18 protein-coding genes are annotated in these 13,504 nt (G+C 59.4%); 12 read left to right on the top strand and 6 right to left on the bottom strand.

The window, feature by feature from the left end; all coding sequences use genetic code 11:
* Nucleotides 1–14 precede the first annotated feature (14 nt).
* The 5 genes from FHX15_RS27300 to FHX15_RS27280 all read left to right on the top strand — a co-directional run bounded on the left by FHX15_RS27300 (nucleotide 15) and on the right by FHX15_RS27280 (nucleotide 3,802).
* Nucleotides 15–890: a carbohydrate ABC transporter permease gene (locus FHX15_RS27300; RefSeq protein ID WP_184401478.1), complete on the top strand. Its 876-nt coding sequence runs from the start codon at nucleotides 15–17 to the stop codon at nucleotides 888–890.
* A gap of 4 nt (nucleotides 891–894) precedes the next feature.
* Nucleotides 895–1,731, top strand: coding sequence for a carbohydrate ABC transporter permease (locus FHX15_RS27295; protein WP_184401477.1), 837 nt, complete (start codon nucleotides 895–897; stop codon nucleotides 1,729–1,731).
* 3 nt (nucleotides 1,732–1,734) lie between these two features.
* Nucleotides 1,735–1,941 (top strand): DUF2160 family membrane protein, encoded by a 207-nt coding sequence (locus tag FHX15_RS27290; protein ID WP_184401476.1) that lies wholly within the window; start codon nucleotides 1,735–1,737, stop codon nucleotides 1,939–1,941.
* Between the two features lie 61 nt (nucleotides 1,942–2,002).
* Entirely contained in the window at nucleotides 2,003–3,064 is a 1,062-nt protein-coding gene (locus tag FHX15_RS27285) for an ABC transporter ATP-binding protein (RefSeq protein ID WP_184401475.1), read from the top strand.
* 12 nt (nucleotides 3,065–3,076) lie between these two features.
* Nucleotides 3,077–3,802: an SDR family oxidoreductase gene (locus tag FHX15_RS27280; RefSeq protein WP_184401474.1), complete on the top strand. Its 726-nt coding sequence runs from the start codon at nucleotides 3,077–3,079 to the stop codon at nucleotides 3,800–3,802.
* 92 nt (nucleotides 3,803–3,894) lie between these two features.
* Here FHX15_RS27280 and FHX15_RS27275 read toward each other — a convergent pair whose 3' ends face one another.
* Entirely contained in the window at nucleotides 3,895–4,689 is a 795-nt protein-coding gene (locus FHX15_RS27275) for an HpcH/HpaI aldolase family protein (RefSeq protein ID WP_184401473.1), read from the bottom strand.
* Between FHX15_RS27275 and FHX15_RS27270 the strand changes: the two genes are divergently transcribed.
* Nucleotides 4,688–4,957 carry a hypothetical protein gene (locus FHX15_RS27270; protein WP_184401472.1) on the top strand — a complete coding sequence of 90 codons (270 nt, stop codon included), beginning with the start codon at nucleotides 4,688–4,690 and terminating at the stop codon, nucleotides 4,955–4,957. The genes FHX15_RS27275 and FHX15_RS27270 overlap by 2 nt on opposite strands.
* Nucleotides 4,958–4,964: 7 nt before the next feature.
* Here the strand turns inward: FHX15_RS27270 and FHX15_RS27265 are convergent, their stop codons facing one another.
* The gene (locus tag FHX15_RS27265; RefSeq protein WP_184401471.1) at nucleotides 4,965–5,825 is read right to left on the bottom strand and encodes a sugar phosphate isomerase/epimerase family protein; all 861 of its coding nucleotides are present in this window, start codon (nucleotides 5,823–5,825) and stop codon (nucleotides 4,965–4,967) included.
* A 70-nt stretch (nucleotides 5,826–5,895) separates the two neighbouring features.
* Nucleotides 5,896–7,266, bottom strand: a complete 1,371-nt coding sequence (locus FHX15_RS27260) for an amidase (RefSeq protein WP_184401470.1) — start codon at nucleotides 7,264–7,266, stop codon at nucleotides 5,896–5,898.
* A gap of 271 nt (nucleotides 7,267–7,537) precedes the next feature.
* On the opposite strand from FHX15_RS27260, the gene FHX15_RS27255 reads away from it, so the two are divergent.
* Both FHX15_RS27255 and FHX15_RS27250 read left to right on the top strand, forming a co-directional pair.
* Nucleotides 7,538–7,831 carry a hypothetical protein gene (locus tag FHX15_RS27255; RefSeq protein ID WP_184401538.1) on the top strand — a complete coding sequence of 98 codons (294 nt, stop codon included), beginning with the start codon at nucleotides 7,538–7,540 and terminating at the stop codon, nucleotides 7,829–7,831.
* Nucleotides 7,832–7,904: 73 nt separating this feature from the next.
* On the top strand, nucleotides 7,905–8,345 hold the full coding sequence (locus FHX15_RS27250; RefSeq protein WP_184401469.1) for a DUF1810 domain-containing protein: 441 nt from the start codon (nucleotides 7,905–7,907) through the stop codon (nucleotides 8,343–8,345).
* Here the strand turns inward: FHX15_RS27250 and FHX15_RS27245 are convergent.
* Together FHX15_RS27245 and FHX15_RS27240 are read right to left on the bottom strand one after the other, a co-directional pair.
* A complete protein-coding gene (locus FHX15_RS27245; RefSeq protein WP_184401468.1) occupies nucleotides 8,342–8,527 on the bottom strand; it encodes a hypothetical protein in 186 nt (61 codons plus the stop codon). The genes FHX15_RS27250 and FHX15_RS27245 overlap by 4 nt on opposite strands.
* A gap of 89 nt (nucleotides 8,528–8,616) precedes the next feature.
* The gene (locus tag FHX15_RS27240; protein WP_184401467.1) at nucleotides 8,617–9,240 is read right to left on the bottom strand and encodes a TetR/AcrR family transcriptional regulator; all 624 of its coding nucleotides are present in this window, start codon (nucleotides 9,238–9,240) and stop codon (nucleotides 8,617–8,619) included.
* Between the two features lie 130 nt (nucleotides 9,241–9,370).
* On the opposite strand from FHX15_RS27240, the gene FHX15_RS27235 reads away from it, so the two are divergent.
* A complete protein-coding gene (locus FHX15_RS27235) occupies nucleotides 9,371–9,589 on the top strand; it encodes a hypothetical protein (protein WP_184401466.1) in 219 nt (72 codons plus the stop codon).
* A gap of 510 nt (nucleotides 9,590–10,099) precedes the next feature.
* Entirely contained in the window at nucleotides 10,100–10,951 is an 852-nt protein-coding gene (locus FHX15_RS27230) for an IclR family transcriptional regulator (RefSeq protein ID WP_184401465.1), read from the top strand.
* A gap of 115 nt (nucleotides 10,952–11,066) precedes the next feature.
* Here FHX15_RS27230 and FHX15_RS27225 read toward each other — a convergent pair whose 3' ends face one another.
* The gene (locus FHX15_RS27225) at nucleotides 11,067–11,936 is read right to left on the bottom strand and encodes a sigma-70 family RNA polymerase sigma factor (protein ID WP_184401464.1); all 870 of its coding nucleotides are present in this window, start codon (nucleotides 11,934–11,936) and stop codon (nucleotides 11,067–11,069) included.
* Between the two features lie 165 nt (nucleotides 11,937–12,101).
* On the opposite strand from FHX15_RS27225, the gene FHX15_RS27220 reads away from it, so the two are divergent.
* Nucleotides 12,102–12,764 carry an HAD-IA family hydrolase gene (locus tag FHX15_RS27220; RefSeq protein ID WP_184401463.1) on the top strand — a complete coding sequence of 221 codons (663 nt, stop codon included), beginning with the start codon at nucleotides 12,102–12,104 and terminating at the stop codon, nucleotides 12,762–12,764.
* 33 nt (nucleotides 12,765–12,797) lie between these two features.
* Entirely contained in the window at nucleotides 12,798–13,487 is a 690-nt protein-coding gene (locus FHX15_RS27215; RefSeq protein ID WP_184401462.1) for a RibD family protein, read from the top strand.
* The last annotated feature ends 17 nt before the right edge of the window (nucleotides 13,488–13,504 follow it).

Below are 13,504 nucleotides of genomic sequence, written 5' to 3'. Positions count from 1 at the left end.
AAGAGGATGAGGCGATGCATTCACAAAAGCTTGGATGGCTGCTGCTGTCACCGACGATCCTGATCCTTGGGCTCTTCGGCATTTTTCCTTTCATCTACGTCGTCTGGGTTTCGTTTCATCAGTGGAACCCCTTTGCCGCAAATCCGCTGATGGTCTTCAATTGGGCATCGAACTACCGGAGCCTCGTCTTCGACCAGCAGTTCCTAGCCTCTCTCGGCATTACCGTCGCCTTCGTCTTCTTTGCCGTCGTTTCCGAACTCATCCTTGGCTACGTGCTCGCCCAGGCGCTGATGAAGGACTTTCCGGGCAAGGCATTTTTCCGCACCATCCATACTCTTCCTCTGATCATGGCGCCCATCATCGTCGGATCGGTCTGGAAACTGATGACAACGCCGTCGATCGGCATCATCCCCTATCTGCTGCGACACTGGTTCGGCTATGATCTGAACATCGGCCAGAGCGCACTGGCGGCCTTCACCGTCACCGTTATCATGGACATCTGGCACTGGACGCCGCTGGTCACGCTGTCGCTGATTGCTGCGTTGGTCTCGCTTCCCCCAGACCCTTTCGAGCAGGCGCAGATCGACGGCGCCGGCAAGAGCCAGATCTTCTGGCACATCACTTTGCCCCTGATCCGTCCGGCCTTGATCGCTACGGTGTTCATCAGACTTATGGACGCGCTACGCACGGTCGACGAAGTTCTGATGCTAACCGGCGGCGGTCCCGGATCCTCGACACGATACATTGGCGTCCATATTTTCAGGGAAGTCTTTCCAAAGACGAATTACGGTTACGGCTCAGCCATTTCGGTTGTCGTGCTCTACCTGACGATCGTCGTCTGCTGGCTGCTCTATGTCAGCCTGATTGCTCCCCGTGTGAAGAGAGGCTGACGCGATGAGGCGGCAAAATCCGTGGCTTCCAGTTCTCTTGTGGATTCTGATCAGTTTCGCGACACTCTTCCCGATCTACTGGCTCTTCGTCATATCAGTGAAGCAGCCTTTCGATCTGTTCTCGACGCCGGATGTCGTCCTCAAGAGCTTCTTCTGGAAAAACTACCAGGACGTCCTCACCAATGAGACCTTACGGCGATACATGTTCAACTCGCTGATCATTTCGTCGGGAAATGCCATCCTGGTGACGACCCTTGGTTTTCTTGCCTGCTACGCGCTGACGCGCTTCGACCTCGCGGGCAAGGAAAGCATCTTTTTCTGGACGATCACCAACCGCATGGCGCCGCCGGCGGTCTTCCTGCTGCCGCTCTTTCTGCTTCTCACTCAAGTCTACAGGATCGGCGACTTTTCGTTGGCGGATTCCAGGATCGGCATGATCCTCGTCTATTGCTCCTTCAATCTTCCCTTCGCCATCTGGACCCTGCGCCCGACCGTCGAGGGTATTCCGAAGGAACTGGACGAGGCTGCCTATGTCGATGGCGCAAGTCCCTGGACGGTCCTCTACGATATCGTCTTTCCCCTGGCACGGCCGGGACTTGCGGTGACGCTGATCCTCACCTGGGTCTTTGCCTGGAACGAATATCTGCTTGCCGCCACCCTCACCAATTTCAACGCCCGCACGCTCACCACCGGCCTGTCGGAATATGTCACGACGACAGGCACGGCCTGGGGCATCATGGCGGCGATCTCGATGCTGACATTGGTCCCGGCGCTCATCGTCTTCTCGGTGGTGCAGCGTCACATCGTTGCCGGCCTGACCTTCGGCGCAGTGAAAGGATAGCGGATGGCTTCCGGCTCTCGAGACAATGAAAAACAACCGGGCTTCCTGCCAATCGAGACGAACTGGTTCGACCGATTGTTCATCTCGGTGGTGATCTGGGTCGCGCTCTCCCTGCTCTGGATGCGGTTCATCGAACCGTTCGGACTTTCGGTGTGGTTTGCGGCAGCAATCTCCGCCGTACTCGGCGCCTACATTATCTGGAAAGGGTGAGTGGTTGAGTTTTATCGGGATTATAAAGACGCAAGCCGTGCTTATTTAGGGGGAAACGACATTGGCAAACGTACAGGTCAGCGACGTCACCAAGAGATATGGCTCTCTGCAGGTCATGCACGGCGTCAGCGTCGATATCGAGGATGGCGAATTCGTCGTGCTGGTTGGCCCCTCCGGCTGCGGCAAGTCCACGCTGCTGCGCATGATCGCGGGTCTTGAGACCGTCAGCAGCGGTGACATCAGGATTGGCGGCCGTGTGGTCACTAACGCTCCACCGAAGGAGCGCGACATTGCCATGGTCTTCCAGAGCTATGCGCTCTATCCTCACAAGACAGTTGCCGAGAATATGGGCTTTCCGCTGAAGATGGCAAAGCGCCCGAAATCGGAGATCGACGAGAAGGTCGGCAGGGCAGCCGAAATCCTCGACCTGACGCGCTACCTCGACCGCTATCCTAAACAGCTGTCGGGCGGGCAACGGCAACGCGTCGCCATGGGTAGGGCGATCGTCCGTGACCCGCAAGTCTTCCTGTTCGACGAGCCGCTATCGAACCTCGATGCGAAGCTGCGTGTTACCATGCGCGTCGAGATCAAGGAACTCCACCAGCGGCTGAAGACCACCACCGTCTACGTCACGCATGACCAGATCGAGGCCATGACGATGGCCAACAAGATCGTCGTCATGCGGGACGGAAGGGTGGAGCAGGTCGGCAAGCCGCTTGAGCTCTACGACTTCCCGGCCAATCTATTTGTCGCCGGCTTCATAGGCAGCCCGTCAATGAACTTTCTCCAGGGCAGGATCACGATGCGGGAGGGCAAACAGGTCGTTGTCACCGATCAAGGCATTGTCCTGCCGGTGAACGGCGTGAATGCCGAGGACGGCAAGGCCGTAACCTACGGCATCCGTCCGGAACACATCACCATCGGTGACGACGGTATTCCGGTTGACGTGTCGGTATACGAGCCGACGGGATCCGAAACGCTGATCTTCGGCCGCGTCGGCGGAGCGCCGATCGATGCCCTTATCCGTGAGCGAATCGAAGTCACACCCGGCAAGGTACTGCATTTTCATATTGATCCCCGCCGCGTCCACATCTTTGATCAGGCAACGGGACAGCGATTGTAAGGCGAGGAGCATATGATTTTCGAAGGTAAGAAAGTAATCGTCACCGGCGCCGGTAAGGGCATCGGCCGCGTCGTCGCAGAGATATTGGTCAACCGCGGCGCCAGGGTCGCGGCCCTTACCAGAAGTGCCGAGGACGTCGTTTCGCTCCGCAAGGATCTAGGCTGCCAAGCCATTCAAGTCGATCTCGCCGATGCGAAGGCGACGCGGGAGGCGGCGCGCGCCGCACTTCCGGCGGATTTTCTGATCAACTGCGCGGGAACGACCGAGCTGCAGTCCTTTCTCGACACCACGATCGAAGCCTTCGATCATCTGATCGCGGTCAACACACGCGCTCCGATGATCGTGGCACAGGAATATGCGCGCTCCCTGATCGAGGACGGTCGACACGGCGCCATCGTCAATGTCTCCTCTGTTGCCTCTTTCGTCGGCATACCGGATCACGCGGCCTATTGCGCGTCCAAAGGCGGTCTCGATGGGCTGACGCGCGTCATGGCCAAGGAATTGGCGCCGAAGGGCATCCGGGTGAACGGCGTACATCCGACGGTGACGCTGACGCCAATGGCGATTAAGGCCTGGAGCGATCCCGAGAAGGCCGCCGGCATGCTGAACCGCATCCCGGTCGGGCGCTTCGCAGAGTCCGAAGACGTGGCGGAGGTGATCCTCTTTTTACTCTCGGACGAAGCCGCAATGGTCAACGGCATCTCCATGCCGGTTGATGGCGGCTACATGATCGCATGAGAGGCAGCAGAGTCTGATCAGAGAGGACCCGTTTTGCTGCGCCAAGCGCAGAAGCTCGGCATGCCGTTTTGAACCGTAGCGGTCGAATTGGGTCAGCCGCCGGAAGCAATCTTCCTTGCGGCGTTGATCGCCCTGCGGGCGCCAGATCGCAGTTGCGCCGTCTCGGCTCCTGCAATGACAAAGGCGAAACCAAATTTCAAAAGTTCGCCGGCGCGTTCGCCGTCACCAGCAAAAGCGCAGGCGAATTTTCCATGTGCGCGGCAACGGGCGACGGCGTGCTGCATGGCGCTGTCGATTTCGGCAGCATTCGGTGCAACCTGGTCGCCGTTGGATAGCGCAATCGAAAGATCCGAAGGGCCGATGAAAATGCCATCGATACCGGGAACGTCAAGGATATCGTCGATCGCTTCGAGCGCTGCCCGCGTCTCGACCATGGCAATCGCGACTGTCAGATCATTGGCCTTCTTGAGATAGTCATCGGCTGAAAGTCCGGTATGGTTGAGTGCCAGAGATGGCCCCCAGCTGCGCTCGCCTGCCGGTGGATACTTTGTCGTCTTCACGAAGGCTTTTGCATCCTCGGCCGAATTGATCATCGGCGCAATGATGCCCGACGCTCCGGCGTCGAGCAGGCGGGAGGCAGAGGCAAAATCGCCAACCGGAATGCGAGCGATCGCCGGCTTTCCGGCAATGCGCACGTGGCCAACGGCAGCAGCCGCTGAGGGGAGATCCCACATGCCATGCTGCATGTCGAGCACGACCGCATCGAAGGCTTCCTGGGCCAGATGATTGACAAGCAGCGGATCGGGAATGCCCACCCAGGCCGAAATCATCGCGCTGTCGTCATCCCTGATCCGGGTCGCAAAGCTGTCAATATCAGCTGCACTCATGGCATTCTCCTCAGTTCTCCAGGCCATCGATGGCCATATATTTGACCCTGGGAAACGCTTCGATCCTGTACTTCGAACCGTCCCCGATGCCGGACCTCTTCAGGCCAGCGAAGGCTATGATCAGCATCGAGATGAGTCCCTCGTCGATACCGACAATGCCGAATTCGACAGCCGCGGCAACCCAGAAGATGCCGCCACGCCAGGGGTTGGCAAAAAAGGCACGCGGGTTGCATGCCCTGGGTTTGGTGCAAACGGGCGAATGAGCTGAAACGTGCCTATGCCGAGCGGCGTGCCGGTGCGCCTTGCAGGAATTCCTCGATGAAGCTCTTCTGCAACAGGATGCCATCCCATTCATCTGCAAAGAACGGCGAGTCGTAGATAAGCGTATAGGGTCCGGCGTAGCCGGCCCTCTCGCACATTTCCAGGCAATGACGGTAGTCCGCAGCATCCAGACCGGAAGCATTGTAATCAGCCTTGGCGTGGCAAATCTCAGCGCGGCGCATGATATCGGCAAGCCCTTCATATTTGGCAGGAGCCGACCAGTTTCCGAGGTCGCCGTTGAGGCCGATCTTGCCGTCGAGTGCGTCGAGCAGCCAGTTCATCTCCTTCGGCGACGGCAGAAGGGCAAACCAGTTTTCGGTAACGACGCGCACGCCGCTTCCCTCCGCCTGCCCGGCTAACCATTTCAGATGCCGCGCAGAACGCGCAAGGTTCTCGTCGTCGGGCGCTTGCTTGCCGGCGATGACGCGGATGCGCTCAGCACCCAGCGCCTTTGCGATATCGATCCAGCTGGCAATCCAGCCACTGTCGCGTTCACCCGTCTCGGCATTGCTGGGATCTCCGTCTTCGACGAGCAGCGTCTGGAAAAGAATGTTGGAGGCCCCAAGCGCATCGCGGAATTCCGAGAGATAGGCGGCGTCAAGGCTCGGCAGGTGAAACGAGCAGACTTCCAGCCGGCCAAGTCCGCGTTCGGCGAGCATCTTCGGCACGTCGAGCAGGTTAACTCTGCCCGGTCCATAGGGCTCCTGACGCGTAGCGCTTTTCTGGGGATCGGGACTATATGGATAGGTTGCGCCCAGCATCCGGTGAAGCGACCATGTGGAAACCGCAAAACGACCGTTCTGCAAAGCCTGCATCTTTCATCTCCTCCCGTTTCCTCGGGAGGAGTTTGGCAAGAATGGCGCGCAGCATCAAGCCCGCACTTGCCTAGTTCCGGTCTCCTCGAATGACCGCCTCGGCGGCCAACGAGACGGCGAGCAGTGCTTCGTCACGGTTTGCGGGCGCCGAGAGCAGAAAGCCGACCGGCATGCCCGCCTCACCCTCGCCGCAAGGAATGGAAACCCCGCACCAGTCCAGGAAATTGCCGAGCGCGGTGTTGCGCAATGTCTTGCCATTGGTGGCAACGAACAGCTCGTCGTCGGTCTCGAGTGCAGCAATCGGCGGCGCGACATGAGCAACCGAAGGAAAGGCAACGAGGCGGTTTCCTATCAGCCGTTCGACATCTGCATTCAATCGAGCGCGTGCAGCAAGAATTGCAATATAGTCTGGCATGCTGGTCTTCTCACCGAGACGCGTGCGCATGACAACCCGGTGATCCATGCGCGCGGCCTGCGGTCCCGCCAGCCGCTCGCGATGGAGGGCAAATGCTTCGGCGGTAACAAGAGCGCCATATTTGGCCATCAACGCCAGAATTTCATCGAAGGCAGGGATTTCGATCGGGCTGATATGCGCACCGGCAGCACGCAGGCGCTCTACGCCGCCCTCGAAGGATTCGGCAACGCCCGAACCCAAACCGTCGAACACGACATTCCTGACAACAACGATTTCGACGCCCTGTAGCGACTGCCTGGCAATCTCCGGCGCCGTCAGGCCGCGCATCGCGGCATCGACCCAGACAGCATCCTGGACAGAACGGCAGAGGGGACCGAGCGAGTCAAGGCTCGTCGCCAGCGGATAAACGCCCTCCATGGCATAACGGCCGCGTGTCGCCTTGTAGCCGACGACGCCGTTCAAGGCAGCTGGAATGCGGACCGAGCCTCCCGTATCCGTGCCCATGGCAACCGGCACGAGGCCGGCGGCGACCGCAACGCCCGCGCCGGACGAAGACCCGCCGGGAATGCGCGGCTCATCCTTACTGTGCGGATTTACCGGCGTGCCATAATGGGGGTTGATGCCGAGGCCGGAAAAGGCGAACTCGCTCATATTTGTGCGGCCAACGGCCACCATGCCAGCATTCTTAAGTGTCGTTACGATCGCAGCATCCCGACTTGCCGGCGCATTATCCGCCAGAACTACCGACCCAGCAGTGGTGGCCAGACCCTCGATATCGAAAAGATCTTTCCAGGCGATCGGAATGCCGTCGAGAGCACCGAGCGAGCGGCCATTGCGAATACGCATCGAAGCAGCATGAGCCTCCCGCATCGCCCGCTCGCGCAACAAGACCGTGAAGACTGTCTTGTCGGCATGTTGCTCGATGCCGTCGAGGATCGTTTCTGCAACATCAATCGGATCGGCCTTGCCGCTTTGAATGAGGACGGAAAGCTGAGCGATCGACATCGCACCGAAAGAAGAGGCCATGGGGAAGTTCCTGTGGAAATCACATAGGATTTACTGCCTATCGTTTCGCCGGACCAGCCCCTGCGCGGCTTTTCACAATGATTGGTACGATTTTGTGAACACTGAGTTTGATCTAGCCCTCTTCAATTTCGCGCAGATAACACACACATGCGTCCTGCACGCAGGAAGCGAATAGGCACGCCATTAGCTTGCCTTCCCAAGGCGCATCCCGGTGCATTGCAGGAGACTTGAAATGAAATACTCTGAAACTTGGACCTCCGGGCACCAGGATATGGTACACCAGCATGTGAAGGAGGACGTGACTTACGGCGAAGCCGAACGCGATTACGCCGATCACGTCAGCGCACAGAAGCTGTCGGTCCTGGAGCGGATCGTGGTCGTGGGTGCCCTCGTGCTCTTGAGCTTTGTAGGCTTCACGGCACCGTCGGCGCAAACAACGGCGACCGATCCGATGACGACTTCGGCTGTTGAGGGGCAGACACCTCCGGGGGATAGTCTCGTGCCGCACCACCAGCGCTACGGACATTGCCGAGAAACGAGCCCTTATGCAGACAAGGTCTGCTAAGAGCTAGCGATTTTCGCCGGGCATGGAATCTCTCGTCTGACGTGCATTCGAAGCATTAGAAGGGGAAGGAACCATGGCCGGTGACGTAGATTACGATCTCCATCGCTTCATCGAAGCGCAGAATGGCATATATGAACACGCCCTTGCCGAGCTGCGGGCCGGCCGCAAGCGCTCCCATTGGCTGTGGTTCATCTTCCCCCAGATTGCCGGACTTGGAACGTCTTCCATGGCGGAAAAATACGCCATTCGCTCCGCGGAGGAGGCCTCAGCCTACCTTGCTGATCCGATCCTCGGCAGCCGTCTATTGCGCTGCGTCGAGGCAATCCTCTCGGTCAATGATCGAAGCGCCCATGATATCATGGGTTCGCCTGATGATCTTAAGCTGCGCTCATCGATGACGCTGTTTGCCGCCGTCAGCGATCACGGCTCGCCATTCCACAAGGCAATCGATCATTTTTACGGCGGAAAATTCGACGGACGGACAATTTCGATCCTGAGCGCCGCCAACGGCTAGGTCGGAGAATGTTCCAGCGCCGCGATCTCCTCGGAGATCTCTTCGATACGCTGCTTCAGATCGTCTTGCGTACCGTCATCCACTTCCTCTTCGCCAAAGCAGTAGCGCGCGTCGTGCAGTTCGAGCTTGGCTTCAAGTTCGGCCCGTCTGGCATATAGGCGCCGGAGATAAGCGTAATTCATCTCTGCCTCCAGATTGCTCCCGGATTAGCAGGAAAACGGCCGTGCCGCCTGCAAGGTTCCAAAGCCTGAGCACCTTGGCCGCGTCAATGTCAGCCGAAGGCGGATATCGCTACGTTGCAGGCCTTTTCAAAATGGCAGGAACAGCCGCCGTCCGCCATAGCCTGGCGGGTAACACGCGCACCCTCGAGCAACAGTGTCAGCGTGTCGGCAAGAAGTTCCGGCTCGCGCGCACCAGCAGCCACGCAAAGCGCCGCAAGGCGGTTTCGCTGCATTGCCTTGTGGCGTTCGATCAACTCATGCGCAGGGTGGCCTTCGCCCTTCAATTCGATTGCGGCATTGGCGAGATCGCAGCCTGCGGGCTCGCCGTTCAGACAGTGCGCACGGTCTTGGACCCAGGCAAGCAGCTGGCCGCGGGCATCACCCGGATGGGCGGCTTCGAGATCGCGCCAGATCTTCTCGGCTTTTTCGGAGGCGCGACGCAGTGTCTCGCAGACCAGCTCATCCTTGGAGCCGAAATGCCGGTAGAGCGTCATCTTGTTGGTAGCAGCCGCGTCGGCGATGGCATCGACGCCAATGCCGCGGATGCCACGCTCGCGGAAAAGTTCCAAAGCCGTCGAGACAATGCGCTCCCGCGGGGGGATTCGATCATCTGAGGCAGCTGCGGAGATTTCATTCAATGATTCTGATTTTTTCGCGGACGAAGTCCTTGACATCGATGTGACCGATCGGTAACAAATGCATTGTTACTTACCGGTAACACTACTCTCTGCGAAAGTCAATGCCAGGAGCGCTTGGCGGCAGGGGTGGAACACGGGCGACCGCCCACGAAAGGAGGATAGTGCCATGAGAAAGACCAGAGAAGATTTGACCATTTCCGAAGCCCTTCGCGACCCGCTGATCGCCATGGTGCTCCGCGCCGACGGCGTGAAGCTTGAAGACTTCAAGCAACTCCTTGAGACGGCCGCCCACAAACGCGAGCCGCGTCCCTCCACGGCGGTGAGCGATATGATCGGGTCCTTTGCCAGCCGCGCCAATCTGCCGGCGATGCCCTGCTTCGGCTGACCTGACCGCTGGCCTTCCGAGGCCCGATCGGCACTGGGGTTAAGCCCTGCCCCAGACGGGCTGCCGCTATCAACAGGCGGCAGCCCTTGCTCATGGGCGGCTGCGCTTCCGGCGTCGCGGAGTTGCAAGTTTCTAAACATCCCGCCGATTTACGATATCTCCCAGGACGATAAAACGCTCGCCGCCGGTGACGCCGTCTTCATGACAATGTCCACCGGCGGTGGCTTTGCAAGCCGCGGACGCAGACTTTAGGCGGAATCCAATCAGCCGATATCTGCGCCGATAGGTCAAAGAACCGGGCTTGGCCTTGTTGTTCCTGCCTCAGGCTCTTTGTGACCCTGCGATATTGCGTAATGGCAATTCCTTCGCCGGGCTCGGCATTTGTCCAGCCAAGCTCAACCGCCGCCTGAAGCGGTATCCACTGCGCCGCTATCAGGCATTTCCGCAAGCTCCAAAGATTTTGCAATTTGCTTCGCAAGCAGCTATGCCATAGTAATGTAACAGGCTGCTATGGCATCAGAGGTGCGTGAATTGGACGGAAACACATCACCCGCAATCTCCGAAGATGAAAGCCCGGCCGAAGAGGCCGGTACCAAGGGCAGCCGCCGCGCGCGCGTCAGCGGTATCGACCGCGCGCTTCAGGTGATCGACCATCTTTACGAGACGGGATCGCCGGCCGGCGTCTATGCTATCGCCAAAGCTGTCAAGGCGCCACTTTCGACCGTCTATGTCATCGTCGACGACCTCGTCGAAAAAAACATGCTGACGCGCCAGTCCGACGGTTCGATCTGGCTCGGCTCACGGCTCTATCACTACGGCCTTGCCTACGCCCGTTCACTCGACTTCATGAGTGTCGCCACGCATGAAATGCACGACCTCTGCCGTCAAGCTGGCGAAACCGTTCAGGTCTGCGGACGTGACGGCGATTACATGCTCGTGCTTGCCATGGCTGACGGTCCCAGCCATTTCCAGGTTGCCTCGCGTGTCGGCACCCGCGTACCTCTCAACTGGACGGCCTCCGGCCGGCTGCTGGTCGGCCACCTGCAGGAAGACGAGCGCGTCGAGCTCTTCAAGCGCTGTGCTCGTTCCTCGCCGACCGGACGCGCCGAGATCGATCCCGCCACGCTATCACAATCGGCCGGCAAGGCCTTCGAAGCGCGCCTGTCGATCCAGGCCGGAGAATCCGATTATGCGGTTGCCTGCATCGCCTCACCCATCTGCGATCGTGAGGGTCAGTGTGTCGCCACCATTTCCATCGTTCTGCCAGAGCAGAAGGCTTTTTCAGATGAGAGCCATTACACTGACCAAGTGCGCAGCTCGGCAGAACGCATCGAAAAGCTAATGGGTTGGCGCAGCCGCTAAGCCCTTCCTCAGCGGATACGTTTCTTCTTCAAACCATGCTCCGAGGCATCGAAGCGAGGCTCGCGCCTTCCAGATCCGCCGTCCTACCGGGATGAAACCTACCGATCATGATCATTCAGCTCTCGAAGATCGAATAGCCGATATCGCGCAGATGATCCGGCTCGGCAATCGCATCGACCGTCGCGATCCGGTCTCCATCGAACCCCAGCGCCAGCACGATGCGCAACTGACCCTCGATAAAGACAACCACTCCGATCTCGCCATCGACAAGCGCGACTTTTGCCGACCTCGCCCGCCCCTTGAAGCTTTTGGCGATAGCCTCGGCGCCGTAAAGTGGAACAACATTGCCGAGGCGAACCGCCGCAGCGTCCGGCCGGAACACAGCATCCGGCGCAAGTACCGCGATCAGGGCGTCAAGATCACTGTTGCGAGAGGCGCTCAAGAAGGCTTCGGCTATGCTTCGCCTGCGCGCCAGATCGACTTCGGGCGTTTCCGACTGCCCGCTTACCCTGCGTCGCGCACGGCTCGCAAGCTGGCGGGCAGCAGCAGCGCTGCGGCCGATCACAGCGGCGATATCTTCGAAGGGCAGATCGAACATGTCGTGCAGCACGAAGGCGACGCGCTCCGCAGGCGAAAGGGTCTGCAATACGACAAGCAGGGCGATGCCTACCGAATCGGCAAAAGCTGTTTCACGCTCCGGATTACTAGCGATATCGGCGATTGCGCCGTGCACCGGTAGTTCCAGCGGCTCTTCGCGACGCGTCTTGCGTGAACGCAGCATGTCCAGGCATATGCGGGCTACCACCGTCGTCAGCCAGCCGGACAGATTATCGACACCGGCCCTTTCCGACCGCGTGAGACGCAGCCATGCCTCCTGCACAGCATCCTCCGCTTCCGCACGTGAACCGAGCATGCGGTAAGCGACCGCGCGCATATGCGTCCGGTTCGCTTCGAATTCATCCGCCAGCCAGTTTTTCTTGCTCATTGCTCCATTCCTCATCCCGTTAAGCCCATGACCATGACGAACGGGAGCCGAACGATGTGACAGAAGCGATGTCTCCTCAAGCCCCGTGAATTTTTGCTGCCGACTTGACCTGCCGCATTTTTCATTGGCTGATGGCGCACAGATCCCTACCTCTGGTGTTTGCTGATGCTCTCCCGATTTGATGGTTCCAAACAATATGCCGCCTTCCTGTTCGACATGGACGGCACGATCCTGAGTTCGACTGCCTCGGCAGAACGCGTCTGGGGGCGCTGGGCCGCACGACATGGGCTGGACGTGGAAAAATTCCTGCCGACGATGCATGGATCCCGTGGAATCGATACGATCAGGCGGCTGAATCTTCCTGATATCGACGCCGAAGCGGAAGCAGCTGAGATCACCGAAGAGGAAATTCGCGATGTCGAAGGTGTCGTGGCACTTCCGGGCGCTGCCGATTTTCTGGCGTCGCTGCCACCGAACCGGTGGACGATCGTCACCTCCTCTCCGCGTCGGCTTGCAGAGCGCCGGCTCGAGGCAGCCGGACTGCCGATGCCGCCTGCCATCGTCACGGCAGAAGATGTGACCATCGGCAAGCCTGACCCGCAATGCTATATCCTTGGCGCCGAAAAGCTCGGCTTCTCCACCCATGAATGCCTGGTCTTTGAAGACGTCGAAGCCGGCGTGAAGGCGGGAACCGCGGCCGGAGCCGATGTCATGGTCATCACGGCGGCTGGCCACAAGCATTCGCTAAAGGGTTATCCCGAGATCGAACATTATGCCGATGCAACCGTTGTCATTGCTGACAGCGGCCTGCTTTCGATCAAACTTTGATTTGCCTGCCGCACCCGCTCGAAAGGAACTGCCATGAAACCGGAAGTCGTCTGCCTGATGATGTCCTCCCTCGACGGCGGCCTGCATCCAAGCCAATGGACGGCAAGCCCGGACGGCGGCCGAAAGGAATGGACGGCGCTCTATCAGACGACACACGAAGCGCTACGAGGCGACGCCTGGATCGTCGGTCGTGTGACCATGGCTGAAATGGCGAAAGGCAAGCCGCACCCGCCGCAATCGACAGGCTCGGTGGAACGGCCACAGCATTTTGCCGATCGCAAGGCAAACAACTACGCGATTGCCCTGGACACCTCGGGCAAGCTGCATTTCACGCGGCCGGATGTCGATGGCGATCATATCGTCGTCATCCTCGGCAGCGAGGTGCCGGACGCGCATCTTGCGGAACTCGCCGCCGACGGCATTTCCTACATAGTCTCGTCCTCCGCCGAGATCGATCTGCGTGCCGCGCTCGATGTGCTCAAGCAGGAGCTCGGCATCCGCAAGCTGCTGCTGGAGGGCGGAGCCGCGATCAATGGCGCCTTCTTTGCCGCTGGGCTGATCGATGAGTTCCATCTGCTCGTTGCCCCGGCTCTGGACGGAAGCGGTGGTCAGCCAGTCGTCACGTTCGACGGAGGATTGGCGGGCAAAACGCAGCTCTCGCTGCTATCGGCGGAGGCGATAGGTAACGGTGTCATCGCCCTGCGCTACAAAGTCCACGCCTGACAACAGCGGCGTTATGA

It is taken from the genome of Rhizobium sp. BK650 (assembly GCF_014195325.1).
Classification (GTDB): Bacteria; Pseudomonadota; Alphaproteobacteria; order Rhizobiales; family Rhizobiaceae; genus Rhizobium.
Note: the sequence above shows the minus strand (reverse complement) of the source record. Positions and strands in the feature narration are given on the sequence as shown.

Excerpts from the sequence above, each read along its gene's own strand:
- FHX15_RS27300 (WP_184401478.1), top strand. The coding sequence starts at position 15 with ATGCATTCACAAAAGCTTGGATGGCTGCTGCTGTCACCGACGATCCTG.
- FHX15_RS27295 (WP_184401477.1), top strand. The coding sequence starts at position 895 with ATGAGGCGGCAAAATCCGTGGCTTCCAGTTCTCTTGTGGATTCTGATC.
- FHX15_RS27290 (WP_184401476.1), top strand. The coding sequence starts at position 1,735 with ATGGCTTCCGGCTCTCGAGACAATGAAAAACAACCGGGCTTCCTGCCA.
- FHX15_RS27280 (WP_184401474.1), top strand. The coding sequence starts at position 3,077 with ATGATTTTCGAAGGTAAGAAAGTAATCGTCACCGGCGCCGGTAAGGGC.
- FHX15_RS27270 (WP_184401472.1), top strand. The coding sequence starts at position 4,688 with ATGGCATTCTCCTCAGTTCTCCAGGCCATCGATGGCCATATATTTGAC.
- FHX15_RS27275 (WP_184401473.1), bottom strand. The coding sequence starts at position 4,689 with ATGAGTGCAGCTGATATTGACAGCTTTGCGACCCGGATCAGGGATGAC.
- FHX15_RS27265 (WP_184401471.1), bottom strand. The coding sequence starts at position 5,825 with ATGCAGGCTTTGCAGAACGGTCGTTTTGCGGTTTCCACATGGTCGCTT.
- FHX15_RS27260 (WP_184401470.1), bottom strand. The coding sequence starts at position 7,266 with ATGGCCTCTTCTTTCGGTGCGATGTCGATCGCTCAGCTTTCCGTCCTC.
- FHX15_RS27255 (WP_184401538.1), top strand. The coding sequence starts at position 7,538 with ATGGTACACCAGCATGTGAAGGAGGACGTGACTTACGGCGAAGCCGAA.
- FHX15_RS27250 (WP_184401469.1), top strand. The coding sequence starts at position 7,905 with ATGGCCGGTGACGTAGATTACGATCTCCATCGCTTCATCGAAGCGCAG.
- FHX15_RS27245 (WP_184401468.1), bottom strand. The coding sequence starts at position 8,527 with ATGAATTACGCTTATCTCCGGCGCCTATATGCCAGACGGGCCGAACTT.
- FHX15_RS27240 (WP_184401467.1), bottom strand. The coding sequence starts at position 9,240 with ATGTCAAGGACTTCGTCCGCGAAAAAATCAGAATCATTGAATGAAATC.
- FHX15_RS27235 (WP_184401466.1), top strand. The coding sequence starts at position 9,371 with ATGAGAAAGACCAGAGAAGATTTGACCATTTCCGAAGCCCTTCGCGAC.
- FHX15_RS27230 (WP_184401465.1), top strand. The coding sequence starts at position 10,100 with ATGGCATCAGAGGTGCGTGAATTGGACGGAAACACATCACCCGCAATC.
- FHX15_RS27225 (WP_184401464.1), bottom strand. The coding sequence starts at position 11,936 with ATGAGCAAGAAAAACTGGCTGGCGGATGAATTCGAAGCGAACCGGACG.
- FHX15_RS27220 (WP_184401463.1), top strand. The coding sequence starts at position 12,102 with ATGCTCTCCCGATTTGATGGTTCCAAACAATATGCCGCCTTCCTGTTC.
- FHX15_RS27215 (WP_184401462.1), top strand. The coding sequence starts at position 12,798 with ATGAAACCGGAAGTCGTCTGCCTGATGATGTCCTCCCTCGACGGCGGC.